Source organism: Arthrobacter mangrovi, assembly GCF_026011795.1.
Lineage (GTDB): Bacteria > Actinomycetota > Actinomycetes > Actinomycetales > Micrococcaceae > Crystallibacter > Crystallibacter mangrovi.
In genome coordinates, this window is record NZ_BRVS01000006.1 from 36,416 (window position 1) to 54,199 (window position 17,784).

General features: G+C 68.4%; 17 protein-coding genes. 5 read left to right on the top strand and 12 right to left on the bottom strand.

Translation table 11 applies throughout. The annotated features are described in order from the left end of the window. The first annotated feature begins 149 nt into the window (after positions 1 to 149). On the top strand, positions 150 to 2,978 hold the full coding sequence (locus AHIS1636_RS08155; RefSeq protein WP_264795327.1) for an FAD-binding and (Fe-S)-binding domain-containing protein: 2,829 nt from the start codon (positions 150 to 152) through the stop codon (positions 2,976 to 2,978). 37 nt (positions 2,979 to 3,015) lie between these two features. Here the strand turns inward: AHIS1636_RS08155 and AHIS1636_RS08160 are convergent, their stop codons facing one another. Together AHIS1636_RS08160 and AHIS1636_RS08165 are read right to left on the bottom strand one after the other, a co-directional pair. After that, a complete protein-coding gene (locus tag AHIS1636_RS08160) occupies positions 3,016 to 3,354 on the bottom strand; it encodes a DUF8129 domain-containing protein (protein WP_264795328.1) in 339 nt (112 codons plus the stop codon). A 140-nt stretch (positions 3,355 to 3,494) separates the two neighbouring features. After that, entirely contained in the window at positions 3,495 to 4,682 is a 1,188-nt protein-coding gene (locus AHIS1636_RS08165; RefSeq protein ID WP_264795330.1) for an MFS transporter, read from the bottom strand. Between the two features lie 459 nt (positions 4,683 to 5,141). Here AHIS1636_RS08165 and AHIS1636_RS08170 point away from each other — a divergent pair, with 459 nt between their 5' ends. Beyond that, positions 5,142 to 5,873: an SDR family NAD(P)-dependent oxidoreductase gene (locus AHIS1636_RS08170; protein WP_264795331.1), complete on the top strand. Its 732-nt coding sequence runs from the start codon at positions 5,142 to 5,144 to the stop codon at positions 5,871 to 5,873. Positions 5,874 to 5,968: 95 nt separating this feature from the next. Here the strand turns inward: AHIS1636_RS08170 and AHIS1636_RS08175 are convergent, their stop codons facing one another. Beyond that, the gene (locus tag AHIS1636_RS08175; RefSeq protein WP_264795332.1) at positions 5,969 to 7,363 is read right to left on the bottom strand and encodes a DUF6421 family protein; all 1,395 of its coding nucleotides are present in this window, start codon (positions 7,361 to 7,363) and stop codon (positions 5,969 to 5,971) included. 742 nt (positions 7,364 to 8,105) lie between these two features. Between AHIS1636_RS08175 and AHIS1636_RS08180 the strand changes: the two genes are divergently transcribed. Continuing rightward, a complete protein-coding gene (locus tag AHIS1636_RS08180) occupies positions 8,106 to 9,596 on the top strand; it encodes an amino acid permease (RefSeq protein WP_373875807.1) in 1,491 nt (496 codons plus the stop codon). Between the two features lie 129 nt (positions 9,597 to 9,725). On the opposite strand, the gene AHIS1636_RS08185 is transcribed toward AHIS1636_RS08180, so the two are convergent. The 5 genes from AHIS1636_RS08185 to AHIS1636_RS08205 form a co-directional block, all read right to left on the bottom strand. Continuing rightward, positions 9,726 to 10,829 carry an NADH:flavin oxidoreductase/NADH oxidase gene (locus tag AHIS1636_RS08185; protein ID WP_264795334.1) on the bottom strand — a complete coding sequence of 368 codons (1,104 nt, stop codon included), beginning with the start codon at positions 10,827 to 10,829 and terminating at the stop codon, positions 9,726 to 9,728. 95 nt (positions 10,830 to 10,924) lie between these two features. After that, positions 10,925 to 11,710, bottom strand: coding sequence for an anti-sigma factor (locus tag AHIS1636_RS08190; RefSeq protein WP_264795335.1), 786 nt, complete (start codon positions 11,708 to 11,710; stop codon positions 10,925 to 10,927). Beyond that, the gene (locus AHIS1636_RS08195) at positions 11,697 to 12,266 is read right to left on the bottom strand and encodes an RNA polymerase sigma factor (protein WP_264795336.1); all 570 of its coding nucleotides are present in this window, start codon (positions 12,264 to 12,266) and stop codon (positions 11,697 to 11,699) included. Before AHIS1636_RS08195 ends, AHIS1636_RS08190 begins: the two co-directional genes overlap by 14 nt. 57 nt (positions 12,267 to 12,323) lie before the next feature. Further along, entirely contained in the window at positions 12,324 to 13,022 is a 699-nt protein-coding gene (locus AHIS1636_RS08200; RefSeq protein WP_264795337.1) for a class F sortase, read from the bottom strand. Positions 13,023 to 13,130: 108 nt separating this feature from the next. Next, positions 13,131 to 13,955 (bottom strand): DUF4397 domain-containing protein, encoded by an 825-nt coding sequence (locus AHIS1636_RS08205; RefSeq protein WP_264795338.1) that lies wholly within the window; start codon positions 13,953 to 13,955, stop codon positions 13,131 to 13,133. A 269-nt stretch (positions 13,956 to 14,224) separates the two neighbouring features. On the opposite strand from AHIS1636_RS08205, the gene AHIS1636_RS08210 reads away from it, so the two are divergent. Continuing rightward, on the top strand, positions 14,225 to 14,692 hold the full coding sequence (locus AHIS1636_RS08210) for a type II toxin-antitoxin system VapC family toxin (protein ID WP_264795339.1): 468 nt from the start codon (positions 14,225 to 14,227) through the stop codon (positions 14,690 to 14,692). Positions 14,693 to 14,766: 74 nt separating this feature from the next. Here the strand turns inward: AHIS1636_RS08210 and AHIS1636_RS08215 are convergent, their stop codons facing one another. Further along, complete coding sequence (locus AHIS1636_RS08215; protein ID WP_264795340.1) at positions 14,767 to 15,123, bottom strand: hypothetical protein; 357 nt, start codon at positions 15,121 to 15,123, stop codon at positions 14,767 to 14,769. Positions 15,124 to 15,381: 258 nt separating this feature from the next. Here AHIS1636_RS08215 and AHIS1636_RS08220 point away from each other — a divergent pair, with 258 nt between their 5' ends. After that, positions 15,382 to 16,044 carry a TetR/AcrR family transcriptional regulator gene (locus AHIS1636_RS08220; protein ID WP_264795341.1) on the top strand — a complete coding sequence of 221 codons (663 nt, stop codon included), beginning with the start codon at positions 15,382 to 15,384 and terminating at the stop codon, positions 16,042 to 16,044. Here the strand turns inward: AHIS1636_RS08220 and AHIS1636_RS08225 are convergent. The 3 genes from AHIS1636_RS08225 to AHIS1636_RS08235 are packed head-to-tail and all read right to left on the bottom strand — an operon-like array spanning position 16,002 to position 17,775. Then, a complete protein-coding gene (locus AHIS1636_RS08225; RefSeq protein WP_264795342.1) occupies positions 16,002 to 16,250 on the bottom strand; it encodes a hypothetical protein in 249 nt (82 codons plus the stop codon). The two genes, AHIS1636_RS08220 and AHIS1636_RS08225, sit on opposite strands and share 43 nt — an antisense overlap. Positions 16,251 to 16,258: 8 nt before the next feature. Continuing rightward, on the bottom strand, positions 16,259 to 17,155 hold the full coding sequence (locus AHIS1636_RS08230; RefSeq protein WP_264795343.1) for a bifunctional 5,10-methylenetetrahydrofolate dehydrogenase/5,10-methenyltetrahydrofolate cyclohydrolase: 897 nt from the start codon (positions 17,153 to 17,155) through the stop codon (positions 16,259 to 16,261). Next, complete coding sequence (locus tag AHIS1636_RS08235; RefSeq protein ID WP_264795344.1) at positions 17,152 to 17,775, bottom strand: cyclodeaminase/cyclohydrolase family protein; 624 nt, start codon at positions 17,773 to 17,775, stop codon at positions 17,152 to 17,154. Before AHIS1636_RS08235 ends, AHIS1636_RS08230 begins: the two co-directional genes overlap by 4 nt. Positions 17,776 to 17,784: the final 9 nt, after the last annotated feature.

Consider the following 17,784-nt stretch of genomic DNA (forward strand, 5'->3'; position numbering starts at 1 on the left):
GATTCTCCTGCCCTTCCGAGTGTTGCCCGTGCGGCTGCCGGCATCCAACGGGCTTTATCGCTTGGTGATAACAAGCGGCGGATATTCCGGTGCCGCCCCATAGGCTGAGGAAGTTCGGAGAATGTTGTCTTGAGGAAGGCGGGTGGACAATGCTGAGCACGCTTCGCGCTGCGGTGGCCGATCCGGCCCAGGTGAAGACCCGCGCGATCGACCTGCACGCCAACGCGCATGATGCCTCGCATTTCCTGCTGGTCCCGCAGGCCGTCGTCGTTGCCGGCAACGCGGGCGAGGTGGGCGCGCTGATGCGGGCCAGCGCCGCCCAAGGCCTGCCGCTAACGTTCCGCTCCGGGGGCACCAGCCTCAGCGGACAGGCCGTGACCGACGGCGTGCTGGTGGACGTGCGCCGCAACTTCCGGGACATCGAGGTGCTTGACGGCGGTGACCGGGTCCGCGTGCAGCCCGGCGCCACGGTCCGGGCGCTCAATGCCAGGCTGGCCCGCTACGGCCGGAAATTCGGTCCCGACCCGGCGAGCGAATCCGCCTGCACGATCGGCGGCGTGGTGGCCAACAACTCGTCGGGAATGAACTGCGGCACCACCGAGAACGCTTACCGGACGCTCGAGTCGCTCACCGTCGTCCTCCCGTCCGGGACGGTCGTCGACACCGGCGCCCCGGACGCGGATGACCGACTGCGCCAGCTGGAGCCCGACCTGTATGAAGGGCTGGACCGGCTGGCCCGGCGGGTCCGCGGGAACCCCGCCTCCGCGGCCACGATCCGGCGGCAGTTCTCCATGAAGAACACCATGGGCTACGGCCTGAACTCGTTCCTGGACTTCGAGCGGCCGGTCGACATGCTGGCCCATCTGATCGTCGGCAGCGAGGGCACCCTGGGCTTCGTCGCCGAGGCCGTCTTCCGCACGGTCCCGCGCCCCGCCCACGCGGCCACCGGTCTGCTGGTCTTCCCGGATCTGGAGGCCGCCAACGCCGGCCTGCCCGCCATCGTGGAAACCGGCGCGGCCACCGTCGAACTCCTGGACTCCCTGTCGCTGAAGGTGGGCCAGACGCTGAAGGGCGCGCCCGCCGTCGTCAGCGACCTGGCGGTGCGCGACCACACGGCCTTGCTGGTCGAGTATTCCGCCCGGACGCCGGAGCGGCTGGCGGACCTGCGGCACCGCGGGGCCGCCGCGCTCGCGGGACTGGGGCTCGCATCGGCGCCCGACTTCACGACAGATGCGTCCACCCGGTCCGGGCTGTGGCACCTGCGCAAGGGGCTGTACGCCTCGGTCGCCGGGGCCCGGCCGCAGGGAACCACTGCGCTGCTCGAGGACATCGTGGTTCCCGTCCCGGCGCTGGGCCGGACCTGCCGCGAGCTGGTCAGGCTGTTCGACAAGTACAGCTACCGGAACAGCGTGATCTTCGGCCATGCGAAGGACGGCAATGTGCATTTCATGCTCACGGACGGCTTCGCCAGCGGGGCGGAGCTGGAACGCTACAGCGCGTTCACCGAGGACATGGTGGACCTGGTGCTCGGCGAGGGCGGGTCGCTCAAGGCCGAGCACGGAACCGGACGCGTCATGGCACCGTACGTGCGGCGCCAGTACGGCGACGAGCTCTACGACGTGATGCGCCAGCTCAAGCGGCTCTTCGACCCGGCCGGGCTGCTCAGCCCCGGGGTGCTGCTCGACGACGATCCCGAGGCGCACCTGCGGCACATCAAGACCGCGCCGCCGGTGGCCGAAGAGGTGGACCGCTGCGTCTCCTGCGGCTACTGCGAGCCGGTGTGCCCGAGCAAGGACCTGACGCTGACCCCGCGGCAGCGGATCGTCACGCTCCGCGCCATCGAGGCCGCCCGCCGGACCGGGGACACCGCGCTGGCGGAGCAGCTGGAGAAGGACTACGACTACGAGTCGGTCCAGACCTGCGCCGTGGACGGCATGTGCCAGACGGCCTGCCCGGTGGACATCAACACGGGGCTGCTGGTGAAGCGGCTGCGGCGCGAGGACTCCGGTGCGGCCGACAATGCCGCGTGGAACTTCGCGGCCAAGCACTGGGGGACCGTGACGCGCGGGGCAGGCCTTGCGCTCGACGCCGTCGCCAAGGTCCCGGCCGGTGCGGTGCTGCCGGCCAACAAGGCAGCCCGGGCCGTGCTGGGACCTGACCGGGTGCCGCTCTACTCGCCGGAACTACCGGGCGGCGGGTCGAGGCGCCGGCGCCCTGCCCCCGCCGGACAACCGGCGGCCGTCTACTTTCCCGCGTGCGTGGGCACCATGTTCGGTCCGGCCGGAACCGGGAGGGACGACGGCGGTGCCTCGGGTGGCGCGGGGGTCCAGGCCAGCTTCGAGCAGCTGGCGCAGCGTGCCGGCATCGAACTGCTGGTTCCGGCCGGCATCGACGGCCTCTGCTGCGGCACGCCCTGGTCTTCCAAGGGCATGGCCGCCGGCCAGGACACCATGCGCGAGAAGACCCTCGCGGCCCTCCGGGAGGCAACCCGGGACGGCGAACTGCCCATCATCTGCGACGCGTCTTCCTGCACCGAGGGCCTGCGGCAGGCCGTCGCATCGGATGAGCCGCTGGTCGGACAGGCCCGGCTGCGGATTGTCGACGCCGTCGATTTCGCCGCCGAGCAGATCCTGCCCAAGCTTCCCGACCACCCGAAGCTCGCCTCGCTGGCCCTGCACCCGACCTGCTCCTCGACCCGTATGGGCCTGAACCCGGCGTTGACCGCCGTCGCCGAAGCCGTCGCCGACCGGGTGGAGGTTCCGGACAACTGGGGCTGCTGCGCCTTCGCCGGCGACCGCGGCATGCTCCACCCCGAGCTGACGGCCTCCGCAACCCGGAAGCAGGGGCAGGAGGCGGCCGCCCTCGGGGCAGCCGCCTACGCCTCCTGCAACCGCACCTGCGAACTCGGCATGACCCGGGCGACCGGGCAGGACTACCGGCACGTCCTCGAACTCCTGGAGGAGCTCACCCGGCCCTGATGTTCCTCGCGCTGCAGGCTTGTCTTCCTTCCAGGTCCTAGCGCGGCTGGGCGGGATTGGTCGGGTCGCCGTGCGAAGGCGGGTTGATGGGCGGGCCGGACGTCGCGGGAGACACGGGCGAACCCTGCTGGCTCTGGCTGACTTCGGGCATGTTCTCCGGAATGGATCCGCTGGGTTCCGCACCGTTCTTCAGTGCGTCGATGCGGGACTGCAGAACCTGTACAACGGGCAGGCGATTGCCGTGCCCCTGCTCGTAGTCGAGCAGCGCCTGCACACCCTGCTCATCCAGCGGCGAGATGCGGGACCCCAATGTGCCGAGCGGGATGTGATCATAATCCGGAAGCGGCAATTCCTCGCGGTTCAAAGACTCATTCATGGTTCCTCCTAGGCTGGAAGCAGACGTTTGGTGGATCTGTGATGGTCAGCCTGACGTGGTTCGAATCTAGTCCTGACACCGGCAGGAAGTAAGGGCAAGCGGAAGATCCGCCGGACTTGAGCGCCAGGGGAGACCGAAGCTCAGGCAGGGTCCTCCACTCGGGCATCCGCACGCTCGGCAGGGGACCGGTCTGCCGCCGGGTAGGCGAACATGATGGCGGCCGATGCTGCCCAGGCGAGACCGACGCCGGCGAGGGCGAGCCCGGCACCGAGGCCGGCGGCGGTTCCGGCGAGGGCGGCGCCGGCTGCCGAGGCGCTGGTGCGCAGGCCGGCTCCGACGGTGAAGACCTGGGCCTTGAGTTCGGGCTGGCTGAGGTGGCTGCGGAGGAAGAGCATGGTGGTGGTGCTGGGCGCGGTGAAGACGCCGGAGAGGCCGATCGCGATTATGGTCCAGGTGGTCCCGAGGTCGAAGGCGGCGGCGATGGTGCAGGCGCCGGTGGCGAAGTAGCCGGCCATCATGACCAGGTGGGGGCGGGCGCGGGTGGGCCGGATGGTCTCCCACACCGCTCCGAGCAGGCTGCCGACGGCGAAGGCCGTGACGAGGACGGCGCCCTCGGCGGCCGAGCCGATGCGTTCGATGGAGAGCGCGACGGCGGCGACGGCCAGTCCGCCCTGGCCGAGCTGGGTCAGGGTCGAGGCTCCGGTCACCACGGCCAGGCGCCGGTTGCCGACGATCTGGGCCAGGCCCGCCTTGACGGATTGCCAGACCGAACCGTCGGGAGCCGGGTGGGAGGAGCGGCGGATCACGACCGCGCTCACCGCGCCGAGGGCGGCCGCGGCCGAGAGCATCCAGAGCGCGGCCGGGGCGGGCACGAACAGCACCAGGATGGCGACGAGGGCGGGGCCGCCGACGGCGGAGGAATTGTAGGAGAGCGCGTCGTAGGCGAAGGCCCGGCGCTTGTCCGGGATGGCGTCGGAGACGAAGCTGGAGAGCCCGCCCATGAAGAACGGGGCGACCGCTCCCGCGACGGCCAGGGCCGCGAAGACGACCGGGAGCGGGATGTGGCCGAGGAACGCTGTGATTGCGAAGGCGACGGCGGTCAGCACGCCCGATGCCGCGATGAGGAGGCCCGGCCTGCGCGCACGGTCGAGGACCGCGCCGACCAGCGGGGCGGCAACCACGCTCGGGCCGAGGGAGACGGAGACCAGGGCGCCGCCGAGGACGACGTCGTCCATTTGCTGCACGGCCAGGATCGGGATCGCCACGGCGGAGCCGGCAATGGCCAGTCGCGGCGGGGCCGACGCGGCAAGGTATCCGAGGGCGCTCATGATCCGGAGGGGCTTCCTTTCGGTCGTGGGAGTCTCTGGGCTGGCTGTCCGCGGGCGCGGCCACCGCTCTTAGGCAAGCATGCCCGAACGCAGCCGACGGGTGGCGACGGCGCGCGTGCGTTAACGTCCGAGTTGCTTTCTGGACCAAGTCACTGGCTGTTACCGCCGCTACCGGCGCCATGCAGGCAGGAGGCGCCGGCATGGCCAGTGCTGACAGTGGGTACGAGGCTGACAATCAGTGGGATGAGACCACCGCCAACGTGACCGGAAGCGGACGTCCACCCGAACGTGGACGCCGACGTCGATGCGGACACCTCGTCCGACAGCACCAGGGACGGCGGAGAGGACAACGACGGCGGTCTGCTCTAAATCCCGATCCTCGACAACGGTGCTATTGCCATCGCGTCGGAATGATGCCCAGAGTGGACTTACGGGTGTGACTGCACGAAGGAAGGACCTATGGCGCGGATCTTCATCACCGGCTCCACCGACGGGCTCGGCCGGGCCACGGCACGGACGCTTTTGGACCAGGGGCACGACGTCGTCGTTCATGCCCGTAGCACCGGACGCCTGGCCTCGGTCCGGGATCTCCTCGACCGCGGCGCGCTCGGGGCGGTCGGCGACCTATCCGACATAGAGGAAACGCGCGGCGTCGCCGACCAGGTGAACCGGGCCGGTCCGCTGGACGCCGTGGTGCACAACGCGGGCGTGCTCGGCGGTGCTCACGTCTTCCAGGTCAACGTCGTCGCGCCCTACCTGCTAACCACCCTCATCCAGCGGCCGCGCCGACTGATCTACCTCAGCAGCGGCATGCACCACGGCGGCAGCGCCGACCTGGCCGGCATCGACCGGGACGGCGCGGCGGCCCGTGTCTCCTACTCGGACAGCAAGCTCTACGTCACCGCCCTGGCCTTGGTCGTGGCCCGGTTGTGGCCGGACGTTCTGAGCAACGCCGTCGATCCCGGCTGGGTGCCCACCAAAATGGGCGGCCCGAACGCCCCTGACGACCTCCGGCTGGGCCATCTCACCCAGGCGTGGCTTGCCGTCAGTGAAGACCCGGAGGCCCTCACGAGCGGCGGCTACTGGCACCACCAGCGGCGGCAGCAGGCACACCGGTCCGCCTATGATGAGCGGCTGCAGACCGAGTTGCTGGACCAGCTGGCCCGCATCACCGGGGAGCGCCTCACCTGAACCAGACACCGGGCCTTGCGGCAGCTGCCGCCGCTTAGGACCTCGTCGACCCGCAACAACTACGTTGAGCTGCTTTGTCCTTGGAATCCCTCAGCTCACGGGGCATCCCCGGTGGAGTCCCTGGGGGCATCAGTTTCGCCGGTAATGCCGGCGGTTGATTCGATAACGGGCCGCATCTTCTTCTCCAACGCCTCATAAAACATCGAGTACGGGAACTCGTCATCGAGAACCAGATCGGTCAGGCCGCGCGGCGGCCCGGCCAACGGCAGCGCTTCGGGCCCCTTCGCCCAGGTTGAGGCCGGGTGCGGCGTCACTGTGGAGGAGATCAGTTCGTAGGCGGCCAGCCAGTGGGCGATCTTGGGCCGGTCGATGGAGCGCCAGTAGAGTTCCTCGATGCCCTGGCCGAGCGCGACGACGACTTCGGCGACGTTCTCCCAGTCAATGGTGAGTTTCGTATCGGTCCAATGGAGCACCCGGTGCTGGTGCATCCACGCGAACAGCAACTGGCCGCCGAGACCGTCATAGTTGCGCACCCGCGGCCCGGTCATGGCAAACCGGAAGATCCTGTCAAAGATGACCGCATACTGCACGAGCTTGGCGTGCCTCCGGGCCTCCGGGCTTGCGTCCTTATCCTTTTCAATCTTGACGGCTTCACCGAAAGCAGTGAGGTCGCAGCGCAGTTCCTCCAGGGTGTAGAGGAAGAACGGCATCCGCTGCTTGATCATGAAGGGGTCGAAGGGCAGGTCCCCGCGCATATGCGTGCGGTCATGGATCAGGTCCCACATGACGAAGGTCTCCTCCGTCAGATGCTGGTCATCCAGGAAGTCAGCGGCATCAGCCGGCAGGTCCAGTGAAGTGACCCGCGCGGCCTCCCGCAGAACCCGACGGAACCGTGCAGCCTCACGGTCAGCAAAGATGGCGCCCCAGCTGAAGGTGGGGGTCTCGCGTACCGCGACGGATTCGGGGAAGAGCACGGCAGAGTTCGACTCGTACCCCGGGGTGAAGTCGATGAAGCGGACGGGAAGAAACATCGGGTTGGAATATGCCCCGGCCTCCAGTTCGGCAACGAACTCCGGCCAGGCGACTTCGATCAGCACGGCCTCGAGGTGCCGATTCGTGCTGCCATTCTGCGTGTACATCGGGAACACCACCAAGTGCCGCAGGCGGTCCACCCGATTCAGCTGGGGCTGGAAGGCCACCAAAGAGTCCAGGAAATCAGGAACCTCGAAGCCCGAAGCCTGCCATGCCGCCAGGTCTTCGCAGACCCGTTCCAGGTACTCGGCATCATGCGGAAACAACGGAGCAAGCTCACCGATGGCCTCCAGAACCGTGTCGACCAAGGCGTCCGCCCGCGGCTTGTCCGCCGGCTCCTGCACGGACCCGTCCTGGGCCTGCAGAAGCTGGAAGCTGCTGGCCGCCTGCTTCAACACTGCCCAAGCGGGATGGGACCGAAGCTCGTCAATGGTCAGTTCCTCAAGCTGCAGCGTCATGTGGGCGTCCTTTCCGGAATGTGTCGGGGTAACGGCTTGGACGCTACAGCAGAGACAGATGTATTTACGCTGAGTCTGCTTTTAGGTAAGCATCTCTTGGGCTAAGACGAGCTACCGAGGAGCAGAGGCTGTCTTTTGCTCGCGCTCGGTTCGTCCCGGCCTCGCCGCGAACTGACGTCTTCTCAAGATTGCTTCTGGCGGCCGCTACTCCTGGTCCATCCATGGAATCTGCAGGTGCCGGCGGCAACGCGCGCGGATACCACATCACCAAGCAGGACTTACCGGTGAAAGCAGGAAGATTAGCTAGTCTTGTGCTCGCTGCCCGCATTCAGAAGAAACGCCTAAGAGTTCGCCGCGCTGTGGCGCAACAATAGCGCCGAAAAGTGCTCCTTCTTTTCGCGATGTTAGCTTGATCACGATCCTTCGCGGCGGGCTTGCCGGGAGGCTCAATCCACCGAAGCTACCTTCCCGGAGGCACCATGGGATTCAGATCCGCAGCGCAAAAAGATGACCGGGCCGTTGCCCCCGGCCGGCCTGAGGCCGGTCGACCCATCGGGGTAGGGCCGGCCTGCCTGCCAGGTGCGGCCATCTTCACGGCTTACGGCAGCCGGGCCGTCGGAAGCGCATCGAATCTGGGTCTGTGCCCAGCGATGTCTCTGGGCGGTGTCGCGTGACAGCCTTGAGCGGAACTGCTGCTGACGTCAAAGCCGATGCCCTGGCACCACACGGAGCCGCTTCAGCGATAGGGACAGGCCGAGGCTCCGGAAAGACGCCCAACGAACTCAAACGGGGGCTAAGCAGCCGCCACTTGCAAATGATCGCCATAGGCGGTGCGATCGGCACCGGACTGTTTGTCGCCTCCGGCGGCAGCATTTCCCAGGCAGGTCCCGGCGGCGCGTTGGTCGCCTACGCCCTGGTCGGGCTGATGGTGTTCCTGCTGATGCAGTCGCTAGGCGAGATGTCGGCCAAAATTCCCGTTGCCGGCTCCTTCCAGACCTTTGCCGCCCGTTTCGTCTCCCCGTCCTTCGGGTTCGCAATCGGCTGGAACTACTGGTTCAACTGGGCCATCACAGTGGCCGCCGAGCTTGTCGCGGCCGGTATCATCATGGACTTCTGGTTCCCGGGAGTGCCAGGCTGGGTCTGGGCCGGAACCTTCCTGCTGATGCTGACCGGGCTCAACGCGCTTTCGGCCAAGTCCTTCGGCGAGTCGGAATTCTGGCTCTCCCTTATCAAGGTTGCGGCTGTGGTGGTCTTCCTGATCGCCGGCGTGCTGATGATCTTCGGCATCCTCGGGGGTAACTCCCCGGGCCTGAGTAACTGGGAAAACCGGGATGACGTGTTCCACGGCGGCTGGGTCTCAATCATCTCCGTCTTCATGATTGCCGGATTTTCCTTCCAGGGCACCGAGCTCGTGGGGGTGGCCGCAGGCGAAGCCAAGAACCCGCGCCGCGAAGTACCGAAGGCTATTCGTGCGGTCTTCTGGCGCATCATGCTTTTCTATATCGGTGCCATCTTCATCATCGGCTGCCTGATCCCGTTCACCGATCCCAGCCTCCTGGCATCGGGCGAGGCCGACGTTGCGGTGTCGCCGTTCACTCTGGTCTTCTCCCACGCCGGGATCGCCTTTGCAGCGGCCCTGATGAACGCGGTGATCCTGACCGCCATCCTGTCCGCAGGCAACTCCGGACTATACGCCTCCACCCGAATGCTCTACGCAATGGCCCACGACGGCAAGGCGCCGAAAATCTTCGGCCGCACCAACGCACGGGGTGTCCCCGTTCCGGCACTGCTGGCGACTGCGGCCGTAGGACTCTTCGGTTTCCTCTCCGCGATCGTCGGTCAGGGCGCGGCCTACTCCTGGCTGCTGAACATGTCAGGCCTGTGTGGCTTTATTGTCTGGGCAGGCATCGCGATCTCGCACTACCGGTTCCGACGCGGCTTCCTGGCCCAGGGCAACAACGTCAGCGACTTGCCGTACAAGGCATCTTTGTTCCCGATCGGCCCGCTGCTTGCCTTCGCCCTGCTGGTCCTGGTGATCGCTGGACAGAACTATGAGGCCGTGCTTGCCGGTCGGGGCTTGGAAGTGCTGACCTCGTACATCGGGCTGCCCGCCTTCATACTCCTATGGCTCAGCCACCGCTTCATCACCAAGTCGAAGCTGGTGCCGCTGCGCGAGATGGATCTCACCGGACCCGAGGTCCTCGAAGAGGTACCTACCGCCGGCACCCGCTGACCCTCCGAGCGGCCGGATTACGCGTGACGCCCCCGAGGCGCTCACGAGCCGCGGATACAAGCACCATCCAGAAAGCCCGTCTTCCCGGGCTCGGGGCGGCACCCGGGCCCGGGAAGCTTTATTCGGCGGCTACCAGGCGGCGCGCCAGTACTGGTCGGCACGGGGGTTGACGTCGCGGGTGATGCCGAGGGCTTTCGCCGCATTCGCCGGCCAGTGCGCGTCCTTCAGGGCAGCGCGCCCGACGCTCACGCCGTCGGCCTGCCCGGTGACCACGACGTGCTCGGCCTGCGCCGGGTCCGTGAGGAGCCCGACGGCGGTGACGAAGGAATCGGTGCCGTCCAGGGCTTCACGGACGGCAGCCGCGAGCGGAACCTGGAAGCCCGGGCCGGAGGGGCCGTGGTAGGACCCGATGCCCGCGCTGGAGAGGTCGAAGGCGGTGACGCCGAGTTCCCGCGCCTCGCGGACAAACCGGAGGGTATCCGCGAGCCGCCATCCGCCCTCGACCCAGTCGTCTCCGGAGAGGCGGATCGCCAGCGGCTTGTGGTCCGGCCAGGCGGCCCGGATCGCCGCGATGACCTCGCGCGCGTACCGGGTGCGGTTCTCGTAGCTGCCGCCGTAGGCGTCTTCACGATGGTTGGTCAGCGGGGAGAGGAACTGGTGGATGAGGTAGCCGTGGGCGGCGTGGATCTGTACGACGTCGAATCCCGCCTCGTCCGCGCGGCGTGCGGCGTCAGCCCAAGACTGGACCGAGGCCTTGATCCCGTCGACGTCCAGCACATGCGGCTGCGCCAGGCCGAAGATGTCGGTGGTCGAGGGGCCGACCGTTTCCCAGCCGCCCTCCTCAACTGGGATGGAGCCCTCGGCCTGCCCGGGCAGCCAGGGGTAGGTGGAGGCCTTGGCGCCGGCGTGTGCCAGCTGGACGCCGATCGCCGCCCCCTGCTCGTGGGCGAAGTCCACGATGGGCTTCCAGGCGTCGCGCTGCGCATCGTTCCAGAGCCCGGCGTCGCGGTCGGAGATCCGGCCCTCGGGCACTACGGCTGTCGCTTCGGCGACGACGAGTCCGAAGCCGCCGGCGGCACGTGCGCCGAGATGAACCAGGTGCCAGTCGGTGGGAACTCCGTCGCGTGCGGTCACCGAGTACTGGCACATCGGGGCGAGCACGGTGCGGTTGCGCAGCTGCAGGCCGGAGCCGTCGGGGGTGGACAGGGTCGCGGGTTCGAAAAGCTTGCTCACGTATTGCTCCAACCGGAGCCCGGTCCCGGCTATTCCTGCAGGGGTCATGGGATGGCTCACGGCCGCCGACGGTGCTGGCGCGGTATGCGGCCCGCTCAGAGGGAGAGCGAGCCGCGGACGATGCTGACGCCGGAGTGGGCAGGGTTGCCATCCAGGGGCTCGTCGGAGACGTCGACGATCGGGTACTCCGCGAGGTTGAGCCCCGGGGGAATGGCGAAGGTCGCCGATCTGCTGTCCATGACCCCGAGGCTGACGAGGCCGGAGAGATCGGGCTTGATGAGCCAGACCTCCTGGTAGCCGGAGGCTTCCTGGTCGCTGAGTTCGACGGTCAGCTCGCGTTCGCCGCCGCGCTCGACGACCTCCGCGGTGCCGGTGGTGGCGAAGTTGGCCAGCGGTTCGAGCCGGGCCGCGGCCAGCGGCGGGGTCTGGGACTGCTGCGTGACCACCCAGGAGATGCCGGCTGCCGCGATGACGACGGCGGCGGCTGCGGCAATCAGCCAGAGCGCGGTGTTCCGGCGCGGCGCCGTGCCGGTCCCGCGGGTGCGTGAAGCGGAGCGCCGGTCGGCCAGGCTCGTGGGTTCCTGCGCCTCCTTGGGTTCCTGCTGCTCCGCTGGTTCCCGCGGCCGTTCCGGCTCCAGCGGATCGGCGGCGAGGGACTCGTCCAAAGCGAGCTCCCGGTGAATAGCTGTCCAGACGCCGGCGGAAGGCTGCGTGAGGGTACCCGGGTCGGGCTGGCTGCGCGCTGCGTCCACCGCCCGGCGGAGGGCGGCGTGCTCCGCGGCGCACGCGCTGCAGGTGCGCAGGTGCTCGTTGTCGGCTTCGCTCGCCACCGGCTCGCCGAGGGCCATGAGGCTGAGCAGGTCCGGATCAATATGCGGCACTGTCTACCTCCAATCGGCGTCTCAGGTGCTGCAGGCTGCGGCGGATGTGGCTCTTGACTGTACCCAACGGCAGTTCGAGCCGGCGGGAAATCTGGTCGTGCGTCAGGTCGTCGAAGAAGGCCAAACGCATGATGGACCCCTGAGGTTCCCCCAGGCGCTCCAGTTCGTCATGGAGCAGGAGCCGGTCCGCGAGCAGGTCCGCGTCGGGGCCGCCGACAGTGCCGTCAGGGTCGGCAGCCAGCTGAGCCGCCTGGACGCTCCGCAGGTCCTTGATCGAGGAGGACCGGGCGTCCGCGATGGCATTGCGGGTGATGCCGACGATCCACGCCGGAAGCCGGGCCCGCGAGGGGTCGAAGGTGCTGCGCGAGCGCCAGGCGCGGATAAAGACTTCCTGCGTCACGTCGTCGGCCCCCGCGCGGTTCCCGAGCGAACGGGCCGCGAGAGTGTGGACGAGCGGAGCGAACTGCCGGTAGGCCTCGGCGAGGGCGTTTTCGTCCCCGCCGGCGAAGGCCGCGTCGAGTTCCGCGGTCCAGGCACTGGCAGCGGGAGGAGCCAACGGTTGCTCCCTCCAAACTGCGGCGTAGCGCGTCGCTTCCATGGCCGGTTGGACCGCTCACCGCGGCACCGCGGTGACTATGACATTGTCGCTGTAGTCCTGGCGCTCGTCCAGCCATCGGCCCCCGCAGGTCACGAGCTTCAGTTCGGGAGGACCATCCCGGCGGAACAGGGCCCCGCCGTCGAGTTCCCCCTTGTCGACGGAATCGACGCGTGAAACCTCGTACTCCAGGACGCCGCCGTCGGCCTGCTCCACCGTCACCCGCGCGCCCGGGTCCAGCCGCTTCAGTTCGGCGAACGGCGCCACATCCGTCAGCGTGTCGACATGGGCCGCGATCACGGCGCTGCCCTCCTTCGCGCCCGGGACCGTTCCGTGGCGGTACCAGCCGGCCTGGTAGAAGGAGTCCGGAATGACCATTGCGTTGTCCGGGCCGACGCCGACCTCCACCACGTCGACGGCGATGGACGTGCCTTCGACGCGCAGGAATCGTGGCGGAGCCGGTTCGCGGGGTGCCGGGGCCAGCGTGGCCTTGTGGAGCGGGATATCCGGCAGATCCGGCGCCGCTTCCGAGGCGGTCCGGGAGGGGGCCGCGGCCGCCGTGCCGGCAACCGGCGCGGACGGACCGGCACCGGGAGGCGGGGTGCCGGGAGACGCGGTGCCACAGGCCGTCGCCAGCAGCAGGGCGGCCGCCAGGGACATAACGACGGCGGGGCGTTCCCTCCGGCGGCGGGTGTTCGTTTTCGCTGGCCGGGTCATGGCTCTCCTCAGGACGGGGCCCGTCCGGTCCCAAGGTGCCAGGGACCGGACGGGCGGATGAAGGCGGCGCCCATCGGTGCTTAGATGACGTGGACGCCGCCGGCTCAATCAGCCGCGGCGGGCAACAGCGCGCCGCCGCAGGGCCACCGCGCCGGCGCCGAGCAGGAGCAGGCCGCCGGCAGCGGCACCCGCCATGGCCGCGCCGGTGCCGCCGTCGTCGGCAGCCGCACCCGAGCGGCCGCCGGGAACGGCGCCAGGGTTCGAGTGCAGGCCCTCGATGTTCTGGACGGCCAGCTGCAGGTTGCCGTCGTCCAGGCTGCCCCAGGCGTAGACAATCGTGTGGGTGCCCTCGGCCACCGTCACGTCGGCCGGGCCGATGACGGGGTCCGTGGTGCCTGCAGCAGCGACGGCCGCGGGAACGGTGCCCGGATCCAGGGTGAGGGTCTGCTCGTCCGGATTCTCGAGGCCCTTGATCACGGCGGTGCCCCCGGCGAGGACGTCCACCGCGGGGGCTGCGGCAGTATGCCGGACCGTCAGCTTGCCCTTGCCGGCGTCGATGGGGGAGACGTCGTTGGTGTAGAAGTTGGCCGTCGGGTTGCCTTCGGCGTCGAGGTTCGCCACCGCGGTGTAGTTGCCGCCGTCCTTGAGGTCGACATCGACCGGGCCGATGACTGCTTCATCCGCGCTCGCCGCGTCCGAGGCGGTGATCGCCAGCGAGTGGCCGCCGGCCGGAACCGGCAGCGGACCGGCCAAGGTCCCCGGCGCAAAGTCGTCCAGGGTGAGCGCACCGTCGACCCACACATCGACGGTGAGGTCCGGCACGCCGTGCAGCACCGACAGCTGGGCCTCGCCATCCGCCGCGTTGGCGGGCGCGGCGAAACCGGCGGCGGCCATCAGTCCTGCGGCTCCGGTAGCAAGAATCATTCTGCGCATTGCCATCTCTCCTTCATCGGCCCGGGGACCGGGCGGGATATTGCTGACACCCCTACTACCGGTCGAAACTGCCGTTTGGATGCAGGCGGACGCAGTTTTTTTCGAAACGGTGGAGGGGTCCCAATACCCCGGGACCGTGGGCCGTGACGTACAGGCCGGCCGGCGGGACAATGAGGGTGGGCAGGGCGGTAAAGTCGCGGCCGCTGCAGCAGTCCCGGGCGCATCCCGGGGGCGGTTGGGCGGCCGCGGGAGTGTGGGGTGGTGTCGCGATGACCAGGTTCGTGATCGGGCCCGATGTTGCACTGCAGTTGGCGCGGGACAGGGCCCGGATTGCGGTGGCGCACCAGCTCGTGGCGCCGACTTTGCTGCGCTCGCAGGTCCTCTCCGTTCTCTACCGGGAGGTGCGCAGCGGTGCGATGGAGTCGCGTGAGGCGGAGCGGCAGCTCGACTACCTGCGCGGCCTGCGGATCCGGCTGCTGGGAGATCGTGCCTTGCAGCGGGCCGCATGGAAGGTAGCCAGCGAACTTGGGTGGCCGGACACTTTCGAGGCCGAATACGTGGCTCTGGCCCAGCTTCAGGCCGACGCCTTTGTGACCCTTGACCAGCAGCTCGCGCGGTCCGCTCGGAAACTGGTGAAGCTCGCAGAGCCCGAGGCGTTATTCGTACCTGCCGGTACCGACAGGAGGCCAGGCAGCGGCGGAGGACGCCATCGGAAGCTGCCGCCGCTCAAGATCTAGGAAGTGCTCGTCGCGGTCCTCGACGGCCACGACGAGCGCAGATTGAGGCGCGCCCTCAGACCGTGGGCGGACAGCTAGCTGGCTTCGGGTTCCGCCGCGCGGTCCTGGGCGAACCTATTCGCGACGGCGCCGGCACAAACTCCGGCGGCTGCGCTCACGAGCTCCGGCGGGATGCCGGCAGCGAGGGCAATGCTGATCTCCTCATCGCAGGCAGCTTTCGCCTGGTCCAGCGCCCATTCGGCTGCTTCGACCTCCCCCGCCCGGACCGTGACGGCCGCCAGCGCCTTCTTCTGTTCGGTGGAAAGGCTGGCCACGGCGTCCGTCTCCCCGTCCGGCAACGGGAGGACCTCGGGTGCTGACTCGACGATTACGTCTGCCTCCAGCGCCGCAACGGACAGGGGCAGAGTCTTTGGTTCAGCAATGGGCTCCATGGAGGTCCCTTCCAAGCGAGAGGGGCGGGCCTTCTGCCTTCCGGGGGAAGGAGGCCTCCGGGCAAGACCGACCGGTCTCGCTCGTGGCCCACAGCATATACGGGGCCGGTGCCGGATCGTGAATCCTGGACAGAGCGGCTTGGGTCTCGGGCCCTCTTGCGGGTGCTTACGGCCGCTTGGCGCAGGGGGAAAACCCGTTTCCGGCCAGTGGAATGACCGGTCCGCGACCGGATGCCTGGCGTATCCTAGGTGACTGTCATGACCCAAAGCGAAGTCGCCGAATCCCAGCACCCGCGCGAACGGGTGCTGTCCGCCGTCTACCCGCTCTTTGCGCATCGCGGCGTTCGTGATGTGGGCATCGACGAGATTATTCGCACTGCCGGAGTGGCCAAGGCGACGTTCTACCGGCATTTTGCGTCCAAGGAAGCTTTGGTCCTGGCTTTCCTGCAGCGGCGCCACGAGGTCTTCGGCATTAATTGGCTCCTCGGCGAGGTGGCGCGGCGGGCGACCACTCCGGAGGGACGCTTGCTGGCGATCTTCGATGTCTTTGCCGAATGGTTCGCCCGCGAGGACTACGAAGCGTGTTCCTTCATCCGCGTGATGTTTGAGTTGGGCGCCTCGGATCCGGCCGGGCAGGCCAGCATTGGCTACCTGCACGAGATCCGGAACCAGATCGTCCTGCTGGCCAAGGATGCCGGCCTGGACGATGTGGACGGATTCGCGTGGTCATGGCGGATCCTCATGGCCGGATCGATCGTCACCGCGGCTGAAGGGGACCTGGGGGCGGCGTCCCGTGCCCGCCGGCTGGCTGCGGCGCTGATCGCCCAGCACCGTCCTGCCACAGCCACCCAAGCCTTCCACTGCCCGGCATCACCCGGTCACCACGAGGGGACGGGGCAGTTCCGGAGGGAGAACCGGTAACCATCGTCTTCGAGGTACATTCGCCGGCCGCGGCCGTGGTCCAGGTACACCCAGATGGTTCGTCCGTCTTCGGTAACGTCGTCGACGACGCCGGTCTCCTTCACCCGCCGGGGGTGTTCGATGGCGACCGGGTCTCCCGGGTACAGGCGGCCCGGCCTTTCCTGCACGTTTTGGCGGTCGGGGACCAAAGCGGATTGCTTCGACATGGCGCGCCTTACCTGATTGACCTAACGGTTCCGCTGGATACCAGCGGGCCCTTCGCTTCCACCGCAGCCCGGGCAGCCACGGAGGTGTGGAGCAGGAGGAGAGCGGTAGTGATGGTGCCGACGCCGCCGGGAACCGGCGAGAGCGCCGACGCAACCTGCTCCACCGAGTGTGCGTCGACGTCGCCGGCCAGGGCGCCGTCCTCGAGCACATTGGTTCCCACATCGACCACGACGGCGCCGGGCGCCACATGCCGTTCGGTCACCAGCCCGGGCCGTCCGGCGGCAACGACGACGACGTCGGCAGCCCGCGTGTAGTCCTCCAATGGCCGCGACCGGGAGTGGCAGATGGTGACCGATGCATTGCGTTCGAGCAGCAGGTGCAGCAGCGGTTTGCCAACGACGGCGGACCTTCCGACAATGGCGACGTGCCGGCCTTCGACGGGGACGTCGTAATGGACGAGCAGCTCCACGACGGCCCGTGCCGTAGCGGGAGCGAAAGCCGGGAGTCCGACGGCCAGGCGGCCAAGGCTCAGCGGGTTGGCGCCGTCGATATCTTTTCCCGGGTCGATGTGGGGGACGAGCTCGTCGGCCTGTACTCCGTCCGGAAGCGGGGTCTGCAGGATGATGCCGTGTGTCTGCCGGTCTTCGCTGAGCTCGGACAGCGTGGACTTGAGCTGCTCAGCGGAGGCTGTCGGGCCCAGATCGATGATCCTGCAGTCCACGCCGGCCTTGTCTGCGGCCTTGGCGATGGAGCGGACGTACCAATGCGTTGACTCGTTGTCGGTGGCTACGACAACCGCGAGGGCAGGAACGATCCCGTCGGACGCCAGCCGTGCGACATTGTCCGCTATCCCGGCCCGGAGTGCCTTGGCCACCGGTGCACCGGCGAGGGAAACCGCGCTCATGCCAGCACCCGCTTCCGCACCCGGCCGGCGAGGTCATCGGCGGACTCAATCGCCCGGTCGGCGCGCAGGACCTCCGCTTGGAGGGCGTCCTGCAGGCTGGTGTCCTTGATCGCCTTGATGTTGATGTCCAAGGTAATCCGGGCCGTAGCGATCGCCGCACGTGCTGCTTCCGCCGCTGCCGCAACGTCGCTGATGACGTTGGCGTTGCCGATATGGGCCAGCTCGCGGCCGAGGGCGATGACTTGTTCCCCCACTTCTATGAGCGCCCGGGGCGGTTCGGCTGCCCGCGCCAGCGCTGCCTGGACGGCCCGGCTGCGGCATGCCCGTTCATCGTCGGAGCCGCCCGGCAGCCCGTAGGCCGCGATGACGGCGGCGAAGGCTTCCTCGTCGTCGTCGGAAATGCGCACGGCGGCGGGTATCAGTCCGTCGGCGGCGGCGATGATGCGTTCGACGTCGTCCGCATCGTCCGCATATTTGGGGCCGGTGGAGTAGCGGGCAACCATGGCGATGAGGGCTGCCCCCTGGGCTGCGTGCAGGGCCCCTGCGGCGCCTCCGCCTGGCGTCGGCTGCCGGGCTGCCAGGCGCTGGAGGTAGTTGTTGATGGTATCGGAACTGGTCATGGGGAGGTG

What these genes read in the sequence shown, in the direction of transcription:
- AHIS1636_RS08215 (WP_264795340.1), bottom strand. Translation starts at nt 15,123, where the DNA reads ATGGAGCCCATTGCTGAACCAAAGACTCTGCCCCTGTCCGTTGCGGCG.
- AHIS1636_RS08175 (WP_264795332.1), bottom strand. Translation starts at nt 7,363, where the DNA reads ATGACGCTGCAGCTTGAGGAACTGACCATTGACGAGCTTCGGTCCCAT.
- AHIS1636_RS08155 (WP_264795327.1), top strand. Translation starts at nt 150, where the DNA reads ATGCTGAGCACGCTTCGCGCTGCGGTGGCCGATCCGGCCCAGGTGAAG.
- AHIS1636_RS08160 (WP_264795328.1), bottom strand. Translation starts at nt 3,354, where the DNA reads ATGAATGAGTCTTTGAACCGCGAGGAATTGCCGCTTCCGGATTATGAT.
- AHIS1636_RS08210 (WP_264795339.1), top strand. Translation starts at nt 14,225, where the DNA reads ATGACCAGGTTCGTGATCGGGCCCGATGTTGCACTGCAGTTGGCGCGG.
- AHIS1636_RS08235 (WP_264795344.1), bottom strand. Translation starts at nt 17,775, where the DNA reads ATGACCAGTTCCGATACCATCAACAACTACCTCCAGCGCCTGGCAGCC.
- AHIS1636_RS08220 (WP_264795341.1), top strand. Translation starts at nt 15,382, where the DNA reads ATGACCCAAAGCGAAGTCGCCGAATCCCAGCACCCGCGCGAACGGGTG.
- AHIS1636_RS08225 (WP_264795342.1), bottom strand. Translation starts at nt 16,250, where the DNA reads ATGTCGAAGCAATCCGCTTTGGTCCCCGACCGCCAAAACGTGCAGGAA.
- AHIS1636_RS08200 (WP_264795337.1), bottom strand. Translation starts at nt 13,022, where the DNA reads ATGACCCGGCCAGCGAAAACGAACACCCGCCGCCGGAGGGAACGCCCC.
- AHIS1636_RS08170 (WP_264795331.1), top strand. Translation starts at nt 5,142, where the DNA reads ATGGCGCGGATCTTCATCACCGGCTCCACCGACGGGCTCGGCCGGGCC.
- AHIS1636_RS08230 (WP_264795343.1), bottom strand. Translation starts at nt 17,155, where the DNA reads ATGAGCGCGGTTTCCCTCGCCGGTGCACCGGTGGCCAAGGCACTCCGG.
- AHIS1636_RS08165 (WP_264795330.1), bottom strand. Translation starts at nt 4,682, where the DNA reads ATGAGCGCCCTCGGATACCTTGCCGCGTCGGCCCCGCCGCGACTGGCC.
- AHIS1636_RS08205 (WP_264795338.1), bottom strand. Translation starts at nt 13,955, where the DNA reads ATGCGCAGAATGATTCTTGCTACCGGAGCCGCAGGACTGATGGCCGCC.